The 17788-nt window shown below is 64.1% G+C and carries 16 protein-coding genes; all 16 read left to right on the top strand.

Going from position 1 to position 17788, the window contains the following annotated elements:
* On the top strand, positions 1 to 1191 hold the full coding sequence (locus FJ957_RS05410; RefSeq protein WP_140829284.1) for an NADH-quinone oxidoreductase subunit D: 1191 nt from the start codon (positions 1 to 3) through the stop codon (positions 1189 to 1191).
* Entirely contained in the window at positions 1192 to 2529 is a 1338-nt protein-coding gene (locus FJ957_RS05415) for an NADH-quinone oxidoreductase subunit E (RefSeq protein ID WP_140829288.1), read from the top strand.
* A 10-nt stretch (positions 2530 to 2539) separates the two neighbouring features.
* Positions 2540 to 3844, top strand: coding sequence for an NADH-quinone oxidoreductase subunit NuoF (gene nuoF / locus FJ957_RS05420; protein WP_140829290.1), 1305 nt, complete (start codon positions 2540 to 2542; stop codon positions 3842 to 3844).
* Between the two features lie 74 nt (positions 3845 to 3918).
* A complete protein-coding gene (locus FJ957_RS05425; protein ID WP_140829292.1) occupies positions 3919 to 4599 on the top strand; it encodes an NADH-ubiquinone dehydrogenase in 681 nt (226 codons plus the stop codon).
* Between the two features lie 73 nt (positions 4600 to 4672).
* Positions 4673 to 6754, top strand: coding sequence for an NADH-quinone oxidoreductase subunit NuoG (gene nuoG / locus FJ957_RS05430; protein ID WP_140829294.1), 2082 nt, complete (start codon positions 4673 to 4675; stop codon positions 6752 to 6754).
* A gap of 2 nt (positions 6755 to 6756) precedes the next feature.
* Complete coding sequence (gene nuoH / locus FJ957_RS05435; protein ID WP_140829297.1) at positions 6757 to 7800, top strand: NADH-quinone oxidoreductase subunit NuoH; 1044 nt, start codon at positions 6757 to 6759, stop codon at positions 7798 to 7800.
* On the top strand, positions 7800 to 8291 hold the full coding sequence (gene nuoI / locus FJ957_RS05440) for an NADH-quinone oxidoreductase subunit NuoI (protein ID WP_042643165.1): 492 nt from the start codon (positions 7800 to 7802) through the stop codon (positions 8289 to 8291). The genes nuoH and nuoI overlap by 1 nt, the downstream gene beginning before the upstream one ends.
* A 127-nt stretch (positions 8292 to 8418) precedes the next feature.
* Complete coding sequence (locus FJ957_RS05445; RefSeq protein ID WP_140683782.1) at positions 8419 to 9039, top strand: NADH-quinone oxidoreductase subunit J; 621 nt, start codon at positions 8419 to 8421, stop codon at positions 9037 to 9039.
* Position 9040: 1 nt separating this feature from the next.
* Entirely contained in the window at positions 9041 to 9349 is a 309-nt protein-coding gene (nuoK, locus tag FJ957_RS05450; protein WP_140829301.1) for an NADH-quinone oxidoreductase subunit NuoK, read from the top strand.
* Between the two features lie 11 nt (positions 9350 to 9360).
* The gene (gene nuoL, locus FJ957_RS05455; protein WP_140829305.1) at positions 9361 to 11334 is read left to right on the top strand and encodes an NADH-quinone oxidoreductase subunit L; all 1974 of its coding nucleotides are present in this window, start codon (positions 9361 to 9363) and stop codon (positions 11332 to 11334) included.
* Positions 11334 to 12839, top strand: coding sequence for an NADH-quinone oxidoreductase subunit M (locus FJ957_RS05460; protein WP_140829309.1), 1506 nt, complete (start codon positions 11334 to 11336; stop codon positions 12837 to 12839). Before nuoL ends, FJ957_RS05460 begins: the two co-directional genes overlap by 1 nt.
* Positions 12840 to 12853: 14 nt before the next feature.
* Positions 12854 to 14290, top strand: a complete 1437-nt coding sequence (gene nuoN, locus FJ957_RS05465) for an NADH-quinone oxidoreductase subunit NuoN (protein ID WP_140829311.1) — start codon at positions 12854 to 12856, stop codon at positions 14288 to 14290.
* Positions 14291 to 14294: 4 nt separating this feature from the next.
* Entirely contained in the window at positions 14295 to 15116 is an 822-nt protein-coding gene (locus FJ957_RS05470; protein WP_140829312.1) for a biotin--[acetyl-CoA-carboxylase] ligase, read from the top strand.
* A gap of 94 nt (positions 15117 to 15210) precedes the next feature.
* Positions 15211 to 16881, top strand: coding sequence for a ribonuclease J (locus FJ957_RS05475; RefSeq protein WP_140829313.1), 1671 nt, complete (start codon positions 15211 to 15213; stop codon positions 16879 to 16881).
* Between the two features lie 126 nt (positions 16882 to 17007).
* Complete coding sequence (gene mce / locus FJ957_RS05480; protein WP_140829314.1) at positions 17008 to 17412, top strand: methylmalonyl-CoA epimerase; 405 nt, start codon at positions 17008 to 17010, stop codon at positions 17410 to 17412.
* On the top strand, positions 17409 to 17693 hold the full coding sequence (locus tag FJ957_RS05485; protein ID WP_140829315.1) for a DUF1467 family protein: 285 nt from the start codon (positions 17409 to 17411) through the stop codon (positions 17691 to 17693). The genes mce and FJ957_RS05485 overlap by 4 nt, the downstream gene beginning before the upstream one ends.
* The last annotated feature ends 95 nt before the right edge of the window (positions 17694 to 17788 follow it).

Genomic DNA, 17788 nt, shown 5'->3' on the forward strand with positions numbered 1-17788 from the left:
ATGGCTGAAACCTCCGTCCGCAACTTCAACATCAACTTCGGTCCGCAGCACCCTGCGGCGCATGGCGTTTTGCGGCTGGTGCTGGAGCTGGATGGCGAGGTGGTCGACCGCGTCGATCCGCATATCGGGCTGCTTCACCGCGGCACCGAAAAGCTGATCGAGGCCAAGACCTATCTGCAGGCCGTGCCTTATCTGGACCGGCTCGACTATTGCGCGCCGATGAACCAGGAGCATGCCTTCGCTTTGGCCGCCGAGCGGCTGCTCGGCATCGAGGTGCCGAAGCGCGGTCAGTTGATCCGCGTGCTCTATTCCGAGATGGGCCGCATCATGTCGCACATCCTCAATGTGACCACGCAGGCGATGGACGTCGGCGCGCTGACGCCGCCGCTGTGGGGCTTCGTCGAGCGCGAAAAGCTGATGGTGTTCTACGAGCGCGCCTCCGGCTCGCGCATGCATGCGGCCTATTTCCGGCCGGGCGGCGTGCACCAGGACCTGCCGCAGAAGCTGGTCGAGGATATCGGCAAGTGGATCGATCCGTTCCTGAAGTCGATCGACGATCTCGATGCGCTTTTGACCGGCAACCGCATCTTCAAGCAGCGCAATGTCGATATCGGCATCGTGTCGCTGGCCGACGCCTGGGCCTGGGGCTTTTCGGGCGTGATGGTGCGCGGCTCGGGCGCTGCCTGGGACCTGCGCAAATCGCAGCCCTATGAATGCTATTCCGAGATGGATTTCGACATCCCGATCGGCAAGAACGGCGATTGCTACGACCGTTACCTGGTGCGCATGGAAGAGATGCGTCAGTCGGCCAGGATCATGCGCCAGTGCGTCGATCTCCTGCTCGGCAACGAAAGCGCCGGCCCGGTGTCTAACCTCGACGGCAAGGTGGTGCCGCCCAAGCGCCAGGCGATGAAGCGATCGATGGAAGCGCTCATCCACCACTTCAAGCTCTACACCGAGGGCTATCGCGTGCCGGCCGGCGAGGTGTATGCGGCCGTCGAGGCGCCGAAGGGCGAGTTCGGCGTCTACATGGTCTCCGACGGCACCAACAAGCCCTATCGCTGCAAGCTGCGCGCGCCCGGTTTCGCGCATCTGCAGGCCATGGACTTCCTGTGCCGCGGCCACATGCTGGCCGACGTCACCGCCGTGCTTGGCTCCCTCGACATCGTGTTTGGTGAGGTCGATCGCTAAATGTCAGTCCGCCGTCTCGCAGATGCCAGCGTCCAGCCAGCCTCCTTTGCCTTCAACAAGGCGAACGCGGCGGCGGCGCAGCAGTGGATCGCCAAATACCCGAAGGGGCGCGAGCAGTCGGCCATTATCCCGCTGCTGATGATCGCGCAGGAGCAGGAAGGCTGGGTCACCAAGGCGGCGATCGAGAAGATCTCCGACATGCTCGGCATGCCGCGCATCCGCGGCCTCGAAGTTGCGACCTTCTACACGCAGTACCAGCTCAATCCGGTCGGCACCCGCGCCCATATCCAGGTCTGCGGCACCACGCCCTGCATGCTGCGCGGCTCGGAAGCGCTGATGGATGTGTGCCGTTCGAAAATCCATCACGACCAGTTCCACACCAACGACAAGGGCACGCTGTCGTGGGAGGAGGTCGAATGCCTCGGCGCCTGCGTCAACGCGCCGATGGTGATGATCTTCAAGGACACGTTCGAGGACCTGACGCCCGAGCGGCTGGCAGAGATCATCGATCTCTATGACGCCGGCAAGGGCGCCGAGGTCAAGCCTGGACCGCAGAACGGCCGCCACGGCTCCGAGCCGGCCGGTGGCTTGAAGACGCTGACCAGCGAAAAGGCGATCCTGAAATCGACGCGTGACAAGGAAGCCAAGGCGGCGGCGAAGGTCGCCAAGGATGCCGCCGCGGCAGCGCCGGCTGCTGGTCCCGTCGCCGTCGTCTCGCAGGCGGCCGCGGCCCCGGCATCCGCTGCGCCAGCAGCTTCGGCGCCGGCCGCCTCAGGCCCGGTTGCGCCGTCAAAATCCAGCAAGCCGAAGACCCATGCGGCTGAAACCAGCCCGGCGCTCAACACGCCGTCGCCGGTCAAAGTCGCCCCGGCCACCGAGAACGGCGCCAGCGTCAGGGCGCCGCGCCATTCGGCCGCCAACGCCAACCAGGCCGATCCGGAAGTCGAGGCGGTTTCCAAGCCACGCAGCGGGCCGAAGACGAAGGCCGAACCGGCCACCGCTTTCAAGGCGCCGGAAACCAAGCAGCCTGTCGCCCAGACGGCGAAACCTTCACTCGACGACAAAAACCGGCCCGCCGGCATCGAGCGCCCGGCAACGGTCGACGATCTCAAGCTGATCTCCGGCGTCGGCCCGAAGATCGAAGGCACCCTGCATTCGTTGGGCATTTACACCTTCGCGCAGGTCGCCTCCTGGAAGAAAGCCGAGCGCGAATGGGTCGACGGCTATCTCAGCTTCCACGGCCGCATCGATCGCGACGACTGGGTGAAACAGGCCAAGGCGCTCGCCAAGGGCGGCGTCGCCGAATACATCCGCGTCTTCGGCAAGAAGCCGGTCTGAGGGACGAGAAATGCTTCAGGACAAAGACCGCATCTTCACCAACATCTACGGCCTGTTCGACAAGTCGCTGGCCGGCGCGCAGTCGCGCGGCATCTGGGACGATACGCCCGGCCTCGTCGCCAAGGGGCGCGACTGGATCGTCAACGAGATGAAGGCGTCCGGCCTGCGCGGCCGCGGCGGCGCCGGCTTCCCGACCGGATTGAAATGGTCGTTCATGCCGAAGCAGAGCGACGGCCGGCCGAGCTATCTCGTCATCAACGCCGACGAATCCGAGCCGGGCACCTGCAAGGACCGCGATATCCTGCGCAACGATCCGCACACGCTGGTCGAGGGCGCGCTGGTCGCCGGCTTCGCCATGGGCGCGATCGCCGCCTACATCTATGTGCGCGGCGAGTTCATCCGCGAGCGCGAGGCGCTGCAGCGCGCCATCGACGAGGCTTACGCGGCCAAGCTGATCGGCAAGAACAACACCTCCGGCTACGACTTCGAAGTCTACATGCATCACGGCGCCGGCGCCTATATCTGCGGCGAGGAGACCGCGCTGCTCGAAAGCCTGGAGGGCAAGAAGGGCCAGCCGAGGCTGAAGCCGCCATTCCCGGCCAATGTCGGCCTCTATGGCTGCCCGACCACCGTCAACAACGTCGAGTCGATCGCGGTGGCGCCGACCATCCTGCGCCGCGGCGCCGCTTGGTTCTCGTCCTTCGGCCGCCCGAACAACGCCGGTACCAAGCTGTTCTGCGTGTCCGGCCACGTCAACAATCCGTGCACTTTCGAAGAAGCGATGTCGATCCCGTTCCGCGAATTGATCGAGGAGCATTGCGGCGGCATCCGCGGCGGCTGGGACAATCTGCTCGCGGTCATCCCGGGCGGCGCTTCGGTGCCGCTGGTGCCGGCCGAGCAGATCATGGACGCGCCGATGGATTTCGACGCGCTGCGCGACTTGAAATCCGGCCTCGGCACGGCGGCTGTCATCGTCATGGACAAGTCGACGGATATCGTGAAGGCGATCGCCAGGCTTTCCTACTTCTACAAGCATGAGAGTTGCGGCCAGTGCACGCCGTGCCGAGAAGGCACCGGCTGGATGTGGCGGGTCATGGAGCGTCTGGTGCGCGGCGAGGCGCAGAAGCGCGAGATCGACATGCTGCTCGACGTCACCAAGCAGGTCGAGGGTCACACGATCTGCGCGCTGGGGGACGCGGCCGCCTGGCCGATCCAGGGCCTGATGCGGCATTTCCGCGGCGAGGTGGAGCGCCGCATCGACGAGTTTTCGCGCAACGCGCACCGGGTCGAGCCGGTGATGGTGGCGGCGGAATAGGACTTTGAAATACGGGCGCAAGCCCAAGACTGACAGCAGGGGCGGGCACACGAAGAAACGACCAGGAGATTTCTATGGCGCCGTATTCGATACCCTACTCGTTCATGCCTGATTTGGACCAACTCGAGAAGATGAACCAGGACCTGACCAAGATGATGCCGAAGGAGATGGCCAGCGCCGTCAACCTTCTGGCGCATCCGGTCGCGGGTGCCGCGGCGATGTCGGCGCTCAGCATCGGTCTCGCCAACCATGCCGTCGGCATGTGGATGGGCGCCTTCACCGGCGCGCTGGAAGCTTCGCAGCGCATGTTCCAGCCGTTCCTCGACGATCTCGAGGCGCAAAACGAAGCGGCCGCCAACGCGTCCAAGGCGCGCAAGGCGACCGAGACGCTGATCGCCAGGGCGCAGACCTTCGCCCGGGACGTGACCGATATCGCGGCGAACGCGACCGAGAAGGCGCTCGACGCGACCGGGGCCGATATTGTCGCCCAACCGGCTGTGAGCGGGCTGATGCCGGAGGATTTCAGGCAGCCGAAGGCGGTCGACAAGCCTGCGAAGCCGTCGGACCTGAAGGCGATTTCGGGCATCGGACCGAAGCTGGAGAAGGTGCTCAACGGTCTCGGCATCTGGACCTATGGCCAGATCGCCGCCTGGACGTCGGAAGAGATCGCCTGGGTGGAAGATTACCTGTCGCTCGCCGGCCGCATCGGCCGCGACGACTGGACTGCGCAAGCGGCGGCGCTCGCGGCTAAGTGAATTGAAATACCGGGCGCGCCTAGAGTCGCGCCCGGAAAGATAGATTGCGGACATCCGCAGGGGTTTGAGGCGAATGGCAAAGCTAAAGGTCGACGGGAAAGAGATCACGGTACCCGACCATTACACGCTGCTGCAGGCGGCTGAGGACGCCGGCGCGGAAGTGCCGCGCTTCTGCTTCCACGAGCGGCTGTCGATCGCTGGCAATTGCCGCATGTGCCTGATCGAGGTGAAGGGCGGCCCGCCCAAGCCGCAGGCGTCCTGCGCCATGGGCGTGCGCGACCTGCGCCCCGGCCCGAATGGCGAGCCGCCGGAAATCTTCACCAACACGCCGATGGTCAAGAAGGCTCGCGAAGGCGTGATGGAATTCCTGCTGATCAACCATCCGCTCGATTGCCCGATCTGCGACCAGGGCGGCGAATGCGACCTGCAGGACCAGGCGATGGCCTTCGGCGTCGATTCCTCGCGCTATCACGAGAACAAGCGCGCGGTCGAAGACAAGTATATCGGCCCGCTGGTCAAGACGGTGATGAACCGCTGCATCCATTGTACGCGCTGCGTCCGCTTCACCACCGAGGTCGCCGGCATTTCCGAGCTCGGACTGATCGGCCGCGGCGAGGATGCCGAGATCACCACCTATCTCGAACAGGCGATGACCTCCGAGCTACAGGGCAATGTCATCGACCTTTGCCCGGTCGGCGCGCTGACCTCAAAGCCGTTCGCGTTCCAGGCGCGGCCGTGGGAACTGACCAAGACGGAATCGATCGACGTCATGGACGCAGTCGGCTCGGCGATCCGCGTCGACAGCCGCGGTCGCGAGGTGATGCGCATCCTGCCGCGTGTCAACGAGGCGGTGAACGAGGAGTGGATTTCCGACAAGACCCGCTTCATCTGGGACGGCCTGCGCACGCAGCGCCTCGACCGCCCCTATGTGCGCAAGAACGGCAAGCTGGCACCGGCAAGCTGGGCGGAAGCCTTCGCCGCCATCAAGGACGAGGTGGGCAGGCCGACGCCCGAGCGGATCGGCGCGATCGCCGGCGACCTCGCGGCGGTCGAGGAAATCTACGCGCTCAAGCTTTTGATGGCGGCGCTCGGCTCGAAGAACATCGACTGCCGCCAGGATGGTGCCGCGCTCGATCCGTCGCTCGGCCGCGCCAGCTACATCTTCAATCCGACCATCGAAGGCATCGAGCAGGCCGACGCGGTGCTGATCATCGGCGCCAATCCGCGCTTCGAAGCCTCGGTGCTCAATGCCCGCATCCGCAAGCGCTGGCGCGTCGGCAACCTGCCGGTCGGCGTGATCGGCGAGATCGGCGACACCCGCTATGACTATGAGCTGATCGGCGCCGGCCCCGAATCCCTGAAGGGTCTGGCCGACGGCAACGGCAAATTCTTCGAGGTGCTGAGCAAGGCCACACATCCGCTGATCATCGTCGGCCAGGGCGCGCTGGCGCGCACGGACGGCGCGGCGGTGCTCGGCCAGGCGGCAAAGCTCGCGGCCGCCGTCAACGCGGTCACCGCCGACTGGAACGGCTTTGCGGTGCTGCACAACGCCGCGGCAAGAGTCGGCGGCCTCGATGTCGGCTTCGTGCCGGGCGAGGGTGGCAAGGATGTCGCCGGCATGCTGGGCGATACCGATGTGCTCTTCCTGCTTGGCGCCGACGAGATCGACATGGCCAGGACCGGCGGCGCCTTCGTCGTCTATATCGGCACGCATGGCGATGCCGGCGCGCATCGCGCCAATGTCATCCTGCCGGCCGCCGCCTACACCGAGAAGTCCGGCACCTATGTCAACACGGAAGGCCGCGTGCAGCAGACCAACCGCGCCGGCTTCGCCCCTGGCGAGGCGCGCGAGGACTGGGCGATCCTGCGGGCGCTCTCCGACGTGCTCGGCAAGAAGCTGCCCTTCGATTCGCTGGCGCAGCTGCGCGCCAAGCTCTATGGCGAGTTCCCGCATCTCGCCCGCATCGATCAGGTGCAGGCGGGCAGCGCCGACGATGTCGCCAAGGCGGCGAAGCTCGGCGGCCGGCTGAACAAGGGAACCTTCACCTCGCCGGTGAAGGACTTTTATCTGACCAACCCGATCGCGCGGGCGTCGGCCGTGATGGCCGAATGCTCGGCGCTGGCCAAGAGCGGCTTCAAGCAGGCGGCGGAATAAGCATGGACACCTTCCTCTCAATCTATGTGCTGCCGGCGCTGCTGATCCTTCTGAAGTCGGTCGTGCTGATCGTCGTGCTTCTGATCGGCGTCGCCTACCTGCTCTATGCCGACCGCAAGATCTGGGCGGCGGTGCAATTGCGTCGCGGCCCGAACGTCGTCGGTCCGTGGGGAACGCTGCAGGCCTTTGCCGATCTTCTGAAATTCGTCTTCAAGGAGCCGGTGATCCCGTCGGGCGCCAACAAGGGCGTGTTCCTCCTGGCGCCGCTGGTGTCGGCGGTGCTGGCGATCTCGGCCTGGGCGGTCATTCCGGTCAACGAGGGATGGGCGATCGCCAACATCAATGTCGGCATCCTCTATGTCTTCGCCATCTCCTCGCTTGAGGTCTATGGCGTGATCATGGGCGGCTGGGCCTCGAACTCCAAATACCCGTTCCTCGGCGCGCTGCGCTCGGCCGCGCAGATGGTGTCCTACGAAGTCTCGATCGGCTTCGTCATCGTCACCGTGCTGCTCTGCGTCGGCTCGCTCAACCTCTCCGACATCGTCATGTCGCAGCAGGACGGTCTCGGCACCAAGCTCGGCCTGCCCAACACCTTCCTCGACTGGCACTGGCTGTCGCTGCTGCCGATGTTCGTGGTGTTCTTCATCTCGGCGCTGGCCGAGACCAACCGCCCGCCTTTCGATCTTGTGGAGGCGGAATCGGAACTCGTCGCCGGCCATATGGTCGAATACTCGTCGACGCCGTTCCTGCTCTTCTTCCTCGGCGAGTATGTCGCCGTCGTCCTGATGTGCGCGCTGGCGACCATCCTGTTCCTCGGCGGCTGGCTGCCACCGTTCAACTTCGCGCCCTTCACCTGGGTGCCGGGCGTTATCTGGTTCGTGCTGAAGATCTGCCTGATGTTCTTCATGTTCTCGATGGTGAAGGCTTTCGTGCCGCGCTACCGCTACGACCAGCTGATGCGGCTGGGCTGGAAAGTGTTCCTGCCGATCTCGCTGTTCATGGTCGTGGCCACCGCGGCCTTCCTCAAGATCACGGGGTTTGCGTGATGTCCGCTCTGGCCCAAGCCGCAAAGTCGCTGCTGCTGAAGGATTTCGTCAGCGCCTTCTTCCTTTCGATGCGCCAGTTCTTCGCGCCGAAGGAAACGATCAACTATCCGCATGAGAAGGGGCCGACCAGCCCGCGCTTTCGTGGCGAGCATGCGCTGCGCCGTTACCCGAACGGCGAGGAACGCTGCATCGCCTGCAAGCTCTGCGAAGCGATCTGCCCGGCGCAGGCCATCACCATCGAAGCCGGGCCGCGCCGCAATGACGGCACGCGCCGCACCGTGCGCTACGACATCGACATGGTGAAGTGCATCTATTGCGGCTTCTGCCAGGAAGCCTGCCCGGTCGATGCCATCGTCGAGGGGCCGAACTTCGAATTCGCGACCGAGACGCGCGAGGAGCTCTACTACAACAAGGAAAAGCTGCTCGCGAACGGCGATCGCTGGGAGCGGGAGCTGGCGCGCAACATCGCGCTCGACTCGCCCTATCGCTGACATTTGACGCATGGACGGGGCGAGGGGCCTCGTCTAAGGAACACGCGGCTTCGCTACCGGAGGCGGAACGAAGCCACAGACAACGGAGAGGGCGAATGTCCAATCCGACAGGAACCCGGGGGAACCCATGCTGAGTGGACTAGAGGCGGCCTTTTTCTACCTCTTCGCCTTTATCGCCGTGGCGTCGGCCTTCATGGTCATTTCGTCGCGCAACCCCGTGCATTCCGTGCTGTTCCTGATCCTCACCTTCTTCAACGCCGCGGGCCTGTTCATGCTGACCGGCGCCGAGTTCCTGGCGATGATCCTGCTCGTCGTCTATGTCGGCGCGGTGATGGTGCTGTTCCTGTTCGTCGTCATGATGCTCGACGTCGACTTCGCCGAGATGAAGCAGGGCGCGCTGCAATACGCGCCGATCGGCGCGCTGGTCGGGCTGATCCTGGCGGCGGAGCTGATCGTCGTGCTCGGCGGCTACACATTCGCGCCGCAGCTTGCCTCGACGGTCGCCAAGGCAACGCCGGATCTCGCCACGCGCTCCAACACGGCGGCGCTCGGCGACATCCTCTATACGGACTATCTCTATTATTTCCAGATTTCCGGCCTGGTGCTGCTGGTCGCCATGATCGGCGCCATCGTCTTGACGCTGCGCCACAAGGAAGGCGTCAAGCGGCAGTCGATCGCCGCGCAGGTCGGCCGCACGCCGGCGACGGGCATGGAAATCCGCAAGGTCAAATCGGGCGAGGGTATCTGAGATGGTCGTCGGCATTGCACATTATCTGACCGTATCGGCGATCCTGTTCACGCTCGGCGTGTTCGGCATCTTCCTGAACCGCCGCAACATCATCGTCATCCTGATGTCGGTCGAGCTCATCCTGCTTGCGGTCAACATCAACTTCGTCGCGTTCTCGGCGGCGCTGCATGATCTCGTCGGACAGATCTTCGCCCTGTTCGTGCTGACGGTCGCGGCCGCTGAAGCCGCGATCGGTCTTGCCATTCTTGTCGTCTTCTTCCGCAACCGCGGCTCGATCGCGGTCGAAGACGTGAGCGCGATGAAGGGTTGACGGGAACCATCATGTATCAGGCTATCGTCTTCCTTCCGCTGCTCGGCTTCCTGATTGTCGGCCTGTTCGGCAACTCGCTCGGCGCCAAGGCTTCCGAATACATCACCTCCGGCTTCCTGGTGATCGCGGCGGTGCTGTCGTGGATCGCCTTCTTCACCGTCGGCTTCGGCCATGGCGAGGTGTTCACAGTGCCGGTGCTGCGCTGGATCCAGTCGGGCGGCATCGATGCGTCGTGGGCGCTGAGGATCGATACGCTGACGGTGGTGATGCTGGTCGTCGTCAACACGGTGTCGGCGCTGGTCCATATCTACTCGATCGGCTACATGCACCACGATCCGAACCGGCCGCGCTTCTTTGCCTATCTGTCGCTGTTCACCTTCGCGATGCTGATGCTGGTGACCGCCGACAACCTCATCCAGATGTTCTTCGGCTGGGAAGGCGTCGGTCTTGCCTCCTATCTCTTGATCGGCTTCTGGTACAAGAAGCCGTCGGCCAATGCGGCGGCGATCAAGGCTTTCGTCGTCAACCGCGTCGGCGACTTCGGCTTCGCGCTCGGCATCTTCGGGGTGTTCGTGCTGTTCGGCTCGGTCAATCTCGGCACCATCTTCGCCAATGCGGCCTCCTTCCTGCCGGCCGAAGGCGCGCCGGCGGGCGCTGCCGTGCTCACTTTCCTCGGCCACGCGCTCGACAAGCAGTCGGCGCTGACCGTGGTCTGCCTGCTGCTCTTCATGGGCGCCATGGGCAAGTCGGCGCAGGTGCCGCTGCACACCTGGCTGCCGGACGCCATGGAAGGCCCGACGCCGGTCTCCGCGCTCATCCACGCGGCGACCATGGTGACCGCCGGCGTGTTCATGCTGGCAAGGCTCTCGCCGCTGTTCGAGCTGTCGCATACGGCGCTGACCGTCGTCACCTTCATCGGCGCCTTCACCGCCTTCTTCGCGGCGACGGTCGGCCTGGTCCAGAACGACATCAAGCGCGTCATAGCCTATTCGACCTGCTCGCAGCTCGGCTATATGTTCGTGGCGCTCGGCGTCGGCGCTTATGGCGCGGCGATCTTCCACCTGTTCACGCACGCGTTCTTCAAGGCGCTGCTGTTCCTCGGCTCCGGCTCGGTCATCCACGCTGTCTCCGATGAGCAGGACATGCGCAAGATGGGCGGCCTTCGCAATCTGATCCCGAAGACTTACTGGATGATGGTCATCGGCACACTGGCGCTGACCGGCGTCGGCATTCCGGCGACGGTGATCGGCACCGCCGGCTTCTTCTCCAAGGACGCCATCATCGAAACCTCCTTCGCCAGCCACAATGCGGTCGCCGGCTTCGCCTTTATCCTGCTGGTGGTCGCCGCCTGCTTCACCAGCTTCTACTCCTGGCGCTTGATCTTCATGACCTTCCACGGCGAGCCGCGCGCCAGCCACGAGGTCATGCACCATGTCCATGAATCGCCGCCTGTGATGCTGGTTCCGCTCTATGTGCTGGCCGCCGGCGCGCTGTTCGCGGGTATCATCTTCCACGGCGCCTTCATCGGCGAGGGTTATGCCGAGTTCTGGAAGGCGTCGCTGTTCACGCTGCCGGACAACCACATCCTGCACGAGATCCACGAATTGCCGCTCTGGGTGGAACTGGCGCCGTTCGTCGCCATGGTGATCGGCCTGCTGGTCGCCTGGCAGTTCTATATCCGCAAGCCGGAGGCGCCGAAGGAACTGGCGGCGCAGCATCGCGGCCTCTACACCTTCCTGCTAAACAAGTGGTATTTCGACGAGCTCTACGACTTCCTGTTCGTGCAGCCGGCCAAGCGCCTCGGCCGCTTCCTGTGGAAGACCGGTGACGGCACGATCATCGACGGGCTCGGTCCGGACGGCATCTCGGCGCGCGTCGTCGACGTCACCAACCGGGTCGTCAAGCTGCAGACCGGCTACCTCTATCACTACGCCTTCGCCATGCTGATCGGCGTGGCCGCTCTCGTCACCTGGATGATGCTCTGATGACCGACTGGCCAATCCTCTCGCTGGTCACCTTCCTGCCGCTGGTTGGTGTTCTGCTCATCCTGTTCATCAACGATGACAATGAGAACGCGCGCCGCAACATCCGCGCCATCGCCTTTATCACGACGGCGTTCACCTTCGTCATCTCGCTGTTCATCTGGACGGGCTTCGACAATTCGCAGGCCGGCTTCCAGTTCGTCGAGAAACACGCCTGGCTGGATTCGGGCATCTCCTACCACATGGGCGTCGACGGCATTTCGATGCTGTTCGTCATCCTGACCACCTTCCTGATGCCGTTCTGCATCCTGGCCTCCTGGGAAGCGATCGAGAAGCGGGTCAAGGCCTATATGATCGCCTTCCTGATCCTCGAGACGCTGATGATCGGCGTGTTCTGCGCGCTCGACATCGTCTTGTTCTACGTCTTCTTCGAGGCCGGCCTGATCCCGATGTTCATCATCATCGGCGTCTGGGGCGGCAAGCGCCGTGTCTATGCCTCGTTCAAGTTCTTCCTCTATACGCTCGCCGGTTCGGTGCTGATGCTGCTCGCCATCATGGCGATGTTCTTCCAGTCGGGAACCACCGATATCCCGACGCTTTTGACGCATAATTTCCCTGCCAGCATGCAGACCTGGCTGTGGCTCGCCTTCTTCGCCTCCTTCGCGGTGAAGATGCCGATGTGGCCGGTGCACACCTGGCTGCCCGACGCCCACGTCGAGGCGCCGACCGCCGGTTCGGTCATCCTGGCCGGCATCCTCCTGAAGATGGGAGGGTACGGCTTCCTGCGCTTCTCGCTGCCGATGTTCCCGGAGGCATCGGCGATGTTCGCGCCGTTGGTGTTCACGCTCTCGGTCGTCGCCATCATCTACACCTCGCTGGTGGCGCTGATGCAGGAGGACATGAAGAAGCTGATCGCCTATTCGTCGGTAGCCCACATGGGCTTCGTCACCATGGGCATCTTCGCGATGAACCAGGAAGGCGTGCAGGGCGCGATCTTCCAGATGCTCAGCCACGGCCTCGTCTCGGGCGCGCTGTTCCTGTGCGTCGGCGTCATCTACGACCGCATGCATACGCGCGAGATCGACGCCTATGGCGGCCTCGTCAACAACATGCCGAAATACGCCACCGTGTTCATGATCTTCACCATGGCCAATGTCGGCCTTCCGGGCACCAGCGGCTTCATCGGCGAATTCCTGACCATGCTCGGCGTGTTCAAGGTCAACACCTGGGTGGCGTTCTTCGCCGCCACCGGCGTCATCCTGTCGGCGGCCTATGCGCTGTGGCTCTATCGCCGGGTGATCTTCGGCGCGCTGACCAAGGACAGCCTGAAGAACCTGCTCGATCTGTCGCCGCGCGAGAAGGCGATCGTCTATCCGCTGGTGGTGCTGGTGATCTTCTTCGGCGTCTACCCGGCGCCGGTGTTCGACGCGACAGCCGCTTCGGTCAAGACGCTCGTCACCAACGTCACCGCATCCATCAATTCCGCGCAGACCGCGGCGGCGAACTGACTGGGGAATAGACCATGACGCCGGACCTTCTCTCCAGCCTTTCGCTCTCGACGCCGGAACTGATCCTGGCCGTCGGCGCGCTGGTGCTCCTGATGATCGGAGCCTATTCGCGCTCCAACAACACCATGACCGTGACCGGCCTGGCCGTCATAGTGCTGGTGGTGGCCGGCCTGTGGCTCGCTTTCTCCGGCGGACGGGGCGATGCCTATGGCGGCGCCTTCGTCCAGGATTCCTTCAGCGCCTTCATGAAGATGCTGGCGCTGATCGGCTCCGCGGTGTCGCTGGTCATGTCGATGCGCTTCGCCCGCCAGGAGCATTTCGACAAGTTCGAATTCCCGGTTCTTATCCTGCTCTGCACGCTCGGCATGCTGTTGATGATCTCGGCCAACGGCATGATCGGGCTCTATCTCGGGCTCGAACTGCAGTCGCTGGCGATCTACGTGCTCGCGGCGATCAACCGCGACAATCTGCGTTCGACCGAGGCGGGCCTGAAATATTTCGTCCTCGGCGCGCTGTCGTCGGGCATGCTGCTCTACGGCATCAGCCTCGTCTACGGCTACACCGGCAATACCGGTTTCCAGGAGATCGCGACGGCGCTCTCCAGCGGCGAGCGCCAGCTTGGCCTCGTCTTCGGTCTGGTGTTCGTGCTCGCCGGCCTTGCCTTCAAGATCTCGGCCGTGCCGTTCCATATGTGGACGCCGGACGTCTACGAGGGTGCGCCGACGCCGATCACCGCCTTCCTGGCCGCCGCGCCGAAAATGGCGGCGATGGCGCTGATCGTGCGCGTCACCATGGGCGCCTTCAAGCCGATCGCTTCGGACTGGCAGCAGATCGTCGTCTTCATCTCGATCGCCTCGATGGCGCTCGGCGCCTTCGCGGCCATCGGCCAGACCAACATCAAGCGCCTGATGGCCTATTCCTCGATCGGCCATATGGGCTACGCGCTGGTCGGCCTTGCCGCCAACAGCCAGGCCGGCGTGCGCGGCGTCGCCATCTACATGCTGATCTATCTGGTGATGACGCTCGGCACCTTCGCCTTCATCCTCGCCATGCGGCGCAAGGAGGGCAATGTCGAGCAGATCGCCGATCTCGCCGGCCTTTCCTCGACCAACCCGATCATGGCCACCATCCTCACCATCCTGATGTTCTCGCTGGCCGGTATTCCGCCGCTCGCCGGTTTCTGGGGGAAGTGGTACGTGTTCCTGGCCGCCATCAACGCGCATCTCTACGCGCTGGCGATCATCGGCGTGCTGGCCTCGGTGGTAGGCGCCTACTACTATCTGCGCATCATCAAGATCATGTGGTTCGACGAGCCGGTCGGCGGTTTCGTGCCGATGGCCAGCGAGCTGCGCCTGGTGCTCGGCGTCAGCGGCGCCTTCGTGCTGTTCTACGTGCTGATCGGCGGGCCGATCGGCAGCTATGCCGAAGCCGCCGCCAAGACTTTCTTCTGACGGGATGGCATTTCGACTGGCTCCAACCGCGGCGTCGGATGGGTTCCGGCTCGAAGCGCATGACAGCGTCGGCTCGACCAACGCGCTGGCGCTGGAACACGCGCGCGCCGGCGATCCCGGCAAGCTCTGGGTCGTTTCGAAGAAGCAGGAAAGCGGCCGCGGCCGCCGTGGCCGTGTCTGGGCCACACCCGAAGGCAATCTTGCGGCGACGCTGCTTCTGGTTCCGGGCGGCGAGCTGCGGCTTGCCGCGACGCTCGGCTTTGTCGCGGGGCTGGCGCTGGCCGACGCGCTCGACGCCGTCGTGCCGAAGGGCCGGATCGCCGTCGCCGTCGACGGCGCGAGCCAGGGCCGCAACCGTTTCGAGCTGAAATGGCCGAACGACGTGCTGGCCTCGGGCGCCAAGCTCGCCGGCATATTGCTGGAATCGGCGATGCTGGAAGGCGGCCGCTTCGCGGTCGCCGTCGGCATCGGCGTCAATGTCGTGGCCTACCCGGAAGATCTGCCTTATCCGGCGACATCACTGCAGGCATTGGGTGCCCAGTGCGACGCCGAAACCCTGTTCCTGGCGCTTTCGGATGCCTGGAGCGAGAATGCCCGGCTGTGGGATGACGGGCGCGGGCTCGATGCCATCAGAAAGCGCTGGCTTGGCCGCGCAGCGGGCCTCGGCGGCGAGGTTGCTGTCAGAGTTGACGGCAATGTGGTGCGCGGCGTCTTCGAGACCATTGACGAGGACTGCCGTTTCGTGATCCGCGACGATGAGGGATCGGTTTTGACGATCGCGGCCGGCGACGTGCATTTCGGCGCTGTCGCCTCGGCTCGAGTATAATTTTGTTTTGCGCAATTCCGAACGGAAAACCGTGACACGCTTTTCCCGGAATTGCTCCAACGGCTTGGTCTGACGACCAGGAAGGAAAGAATTCATGGCGAATAAGGAAAACGCCGAGCTCGTTTTCGCGCCGCTGGGCGGCGTTGGCGAGATCGGCATGAACTTCGCCCTTTACGGCTATGGGCCTGCCGACGCGCGCGAATGGATCATCGTCGATGTCGGCGTCACCTTTCCTGACTCGGCACATCCCGGCGTCGATCTCATCCTGCCCGATACACGCTTCATCGAGGAGAATCTCGACGGCCTGCGCGGCATCGTCATAACCCATGCGCATGAGGACCATTACGGCGCGCTGCTCGATATCTGGCCGAAGCTTAAAGTCCCTGTCTGGATGACGCCGTTCACCGCCGGCCTGCTCGAGGCCAAGCGGCAGGGCGAGCAGAATGCCCCGAAGATTCCGGCGTCGATCTACCGGGCCGGCGAGACATTCACCGTCGGGCCGTTCGAGATCGAGGCCATTCCAGTGGCGCATTCGATCCCCGAACCGATGTCGCTGGCGATCACCACGCCCGCCGGCACCGTCATCCACACCGGCGACTGGAAGATAGACCCGGCGCCGACGGTCGGCCCGAAGACCGACGAGGCGCGTTTCCGCGCCTATGGCGACAAGGGCGTGCTGGCGCTGATCTGCGATTCCACCAACGCGTTGAGGGAAGGGGAGTCGCCCTCGGAAGTCGCGGTCGGCGAAGGCCTCAAGGGCGTCATCGAGAAAGCCAAGGGGCGCGTTGCCGTCACCACCTTCTCCTCCAATGTCGGGCGCATCGTCTCGATCGCCAGGGCGGCACGCGATGCCGGCCGGCAATGCCTGGTGCTCGGCCGCTCGCTGAAGCGCGTCATCGATGTGGCGGGCGAGCTCGGCTACATGGATGGCCTGCCGGAGTTCATCGCCGAGGAAGACTACGGCTATATCCCGCGCGAGAACCTGGTGATCATCTGCACCGGCAGCCAGGGCGAGCCGCTGGCCGCGCTCGCCAAGCTCTCACGCGACGAGATGAAGTCGGTGGCGCTGACGGCCGGCGATACCGTTGTGTTTTCGTCGCGCACCATTCCCGGCAACGAGAAGGCGATCCTCGAGATCAAGAACCGGCTGATCGATCTCGGCATGAAGATCATCGAGGACGGCGATGCGCTGGTGCATGTCTCGGGCCATCCGCGCCGCAGCGAGTTGCGCAAGATGTATGAATGGGTCCGGCCGCAGATCGGCGTTCCCGTGCATGGCGAGGCGGCGCATCTGGTGGCGCAGGGCTCGCTGATGTCGATGTCGGGCATCGGCCAGGTGGCGCAGGTGCGCGACGGCGACATGCTCAGACTCTGGCCCGGCCCGGCGACGATCATCGATCAGGTGCCGTTCGGCCGGCTCTACAAGGATGGCTCGCTGATCGGCACCGACCAGGCGATGGGCATACGCGACCGCCGCAAGCTTTCCTTCGCCGGCCATGTCGCCGTCAATGTCGTGCTCGACGACAAATATGAGCTTGCCGGAGACCCCGACCTGGTGGCGATCGGCGTCGCCGAGGCCGATGCCAGCGGCGAGACGCTGGAAGACCTGATGCTCGATGCGGCAATCGGCGCGGTGGACTCCATTCCACGCCAGCGCCGAAAAGACCTCGACCTGGTGCAGGAAGCGGTGCGCCGTGCCGTGCGCGCTGCCGCCAACGAAGCCTGGGGCAAGAAGCCGCTGGTGACTGTGTTTGTGACGAGATGAAGGGTAGGGCAGTAGGCAGTAGGCAGTAGGAAAGCGATTGCTTTTTAGCTCGCCAAATTTGCTTCTTCTCTACTGCCTACTGCCTACTGCCTACTGCCTACTGCCTACTGCCTAGGGAAACCGCCAATGCTTGGACGCCTGAACCATGTCGCGCTTGCCGTGCCGGATCTGGCCGCGGCAATGGTCGCCTATCGCGATACACTGGGCGCGCGGTTGAGCGAGCCGCAGGCGCTGCCGGAGCATGGTGTGAGCGTGGTGTTCGTCGATGTCGGCAACACCAAGATCGAGTTGCTGGAGCCGCTGGGCGAGGCATCGCCCATCGCCGCGTTCCTTGAGAAGAATCCGTCCGGCGGCATGCATCACGTCTGCTACGAGGTCGACGATATCCTGGCCGCCCGCGATCATTTGAAGCAAAGCGGCGCACGCGTGCTGGGCGACGGCAATCCGAAGATCGGCGCGCATGGCAAGCCGGTGCTGTTCCTGCATCCCAAGGATTTCTTCGGCACGCTCGTCGAACTGGAGCAGGCATGAATTGGATTCTGTTCGCCGCGCTGTTCTTCGTCACCTGGTGGCTGGTGCTGTTCGTTGTTCTTCCGTTCAGCCTGCGCACGCAGGACGACGACCAGGATGTCACGCTTGGCACCGTTTCCAGCGCGCCGCGGGGCCCGCATATGCTGCGCGCCTTCATCCGCGCGACGATCGTGACGGTGGTCGTGATGGGCATCCTCTACGGCCTGACGATGGGCCTGGGGTTCAGCTTCGACGACGTCATACGGATCATGCCGGACTTCACGCCGGACGCCAGTCACTGAAGGCGACAACACAGTTTCCGCAAGTATTGAGCAGCATACTCGCGCCGAGGTCGAAATCGGAAGCCGGCTTCCGATTTCGACGGCTAATCACGCCT

This window comes from Mesorhizobium sp. B2-4-6, assembly GCF_006442775.1.
Classification (GTDB): domain Bacteria; phylum Pseudomonadota; class Alphaproteobacteria; order Rhizobiales; family Rhizobiaceae; genus Mesorhizobium.

What these genes read in the sequence shown, in the direction of transcription:
- FJ957_RS05475 (WP_140829313.1), top strand. Translation starts at nt 15,211, where the DNA reads ATGGCGAATAAGGAAAACGCCGAGCTCGTTTTCGCGCCGCTGGGCGGC.
- nuoL (WP_140829305.1), top strand. Translation starts at nt 9,361, where the DNA reads ATGTATCAGGCTATCGTCTTCCTTCCGCTGCTCGGCTTCCTGATTGTC.
- nuoI (WP_042643165.1), top strand. Translation starts at nt 7,800, where the DNA reads ATGTCCGCTCTGGCCCAAGCCGCAAAGTCGCTGCTGCTGAAGGATTTC.
- FJ957_RS05410 (WP_140829284.1), top strand. Translation starts at nt 1, where the DNA reads ATGGCTGAAACCTCCGTCCGCAACTTCAACATCAACTTCGGTCCGCAG.
- FJ957_RS05415 (WP_140829288.1), top strand. Translation starts at nt 1,192, where the DNA reads ATGTCAGTCCGCCGTCTCGCAGATGCCAGCGTCCAGCCAGCCTCCTTT.
- nuoN (WP_140829311.1), top strand. Translation starts at nt 12,854, where the DNA reads ATGACGCCGGACCTTCTCTCCAGCCTTTCGCTCTCGACGCCGGAACTG.
- nuoG (WP_140829294.1), top strand. Translation starts at nt 4,673, where the DNA reads ATGGCAAAGCTAAAGGTCGACGGGAAAGAGATCACGGTACCCGACCAT.
- FJ957_RS05470 (WP_140829312.1), top strand. Translation starts at nt 14,295, where the DNA reads ATGGCATTTCGACTGGCTCCAACCGCGGCGTCGGATGGGTTCCGGCTC.
- mce (WP_140829314.1), top strand. Translation starts at nt 17,008, where the DNA reads ATGCTTGGACGCCTGAACCATGTCGCGCTTGCCGTGCCGGATCTGGCC.
- FJ957_RS05485 (WP_140829315.1), top strand. Translation starts at nt 17,409, where the DNA reads ATGAATTGGATTCTGTTCGCCGCGCTGTTCTTCGTCACCTGGTGGCTG.
- FJ957_RS05425 (WP_140829292.1), top strand. Translation starts at nt 3,919, where the DNA reads ATGGCGCCGTATTCGATACCCTACTCGTTCATGCCTGATTTGGACCAA.
- nuoK (WP_140829301.1), top strand. Translation starts at nt 9,041, where the DNA reads ATGGTCGTCGGCATTGCACATTATCTGACCGTATCGGCGATCCTGTTC.
- FJ957_RS05460 (WP_140829309.1), top strand. Translation starts at nt 11,334, where the DNA reads ATGACCGACTGGCCAATCCTCTCGCTGGTCACCTTCCTGCCGCTGGTT.
- nuoH (WP_140829297.1), top strand. Translation starts at nt 6,757, where the DNA reads ATGGACACCTTCCTCTCAATCTATGTGCTGCCGGCGCTGCTGATCCTT.
- nuoF (WP_140829290.1), top strand. Translation starts at nt 2,540, where the DNA reads ATGCTTCAGGACAAAGACCGCATCTTCACCAACATCTACGGCCTGTTC.
- FJ957_RS05445 (WP_140683782.1), top strand. Translation starts at nt 8,419, where the DNA reads ATGCTGAGTGGACTAGAGGCGGCCTTTTTCTACCTCTTCGCCTTTATC.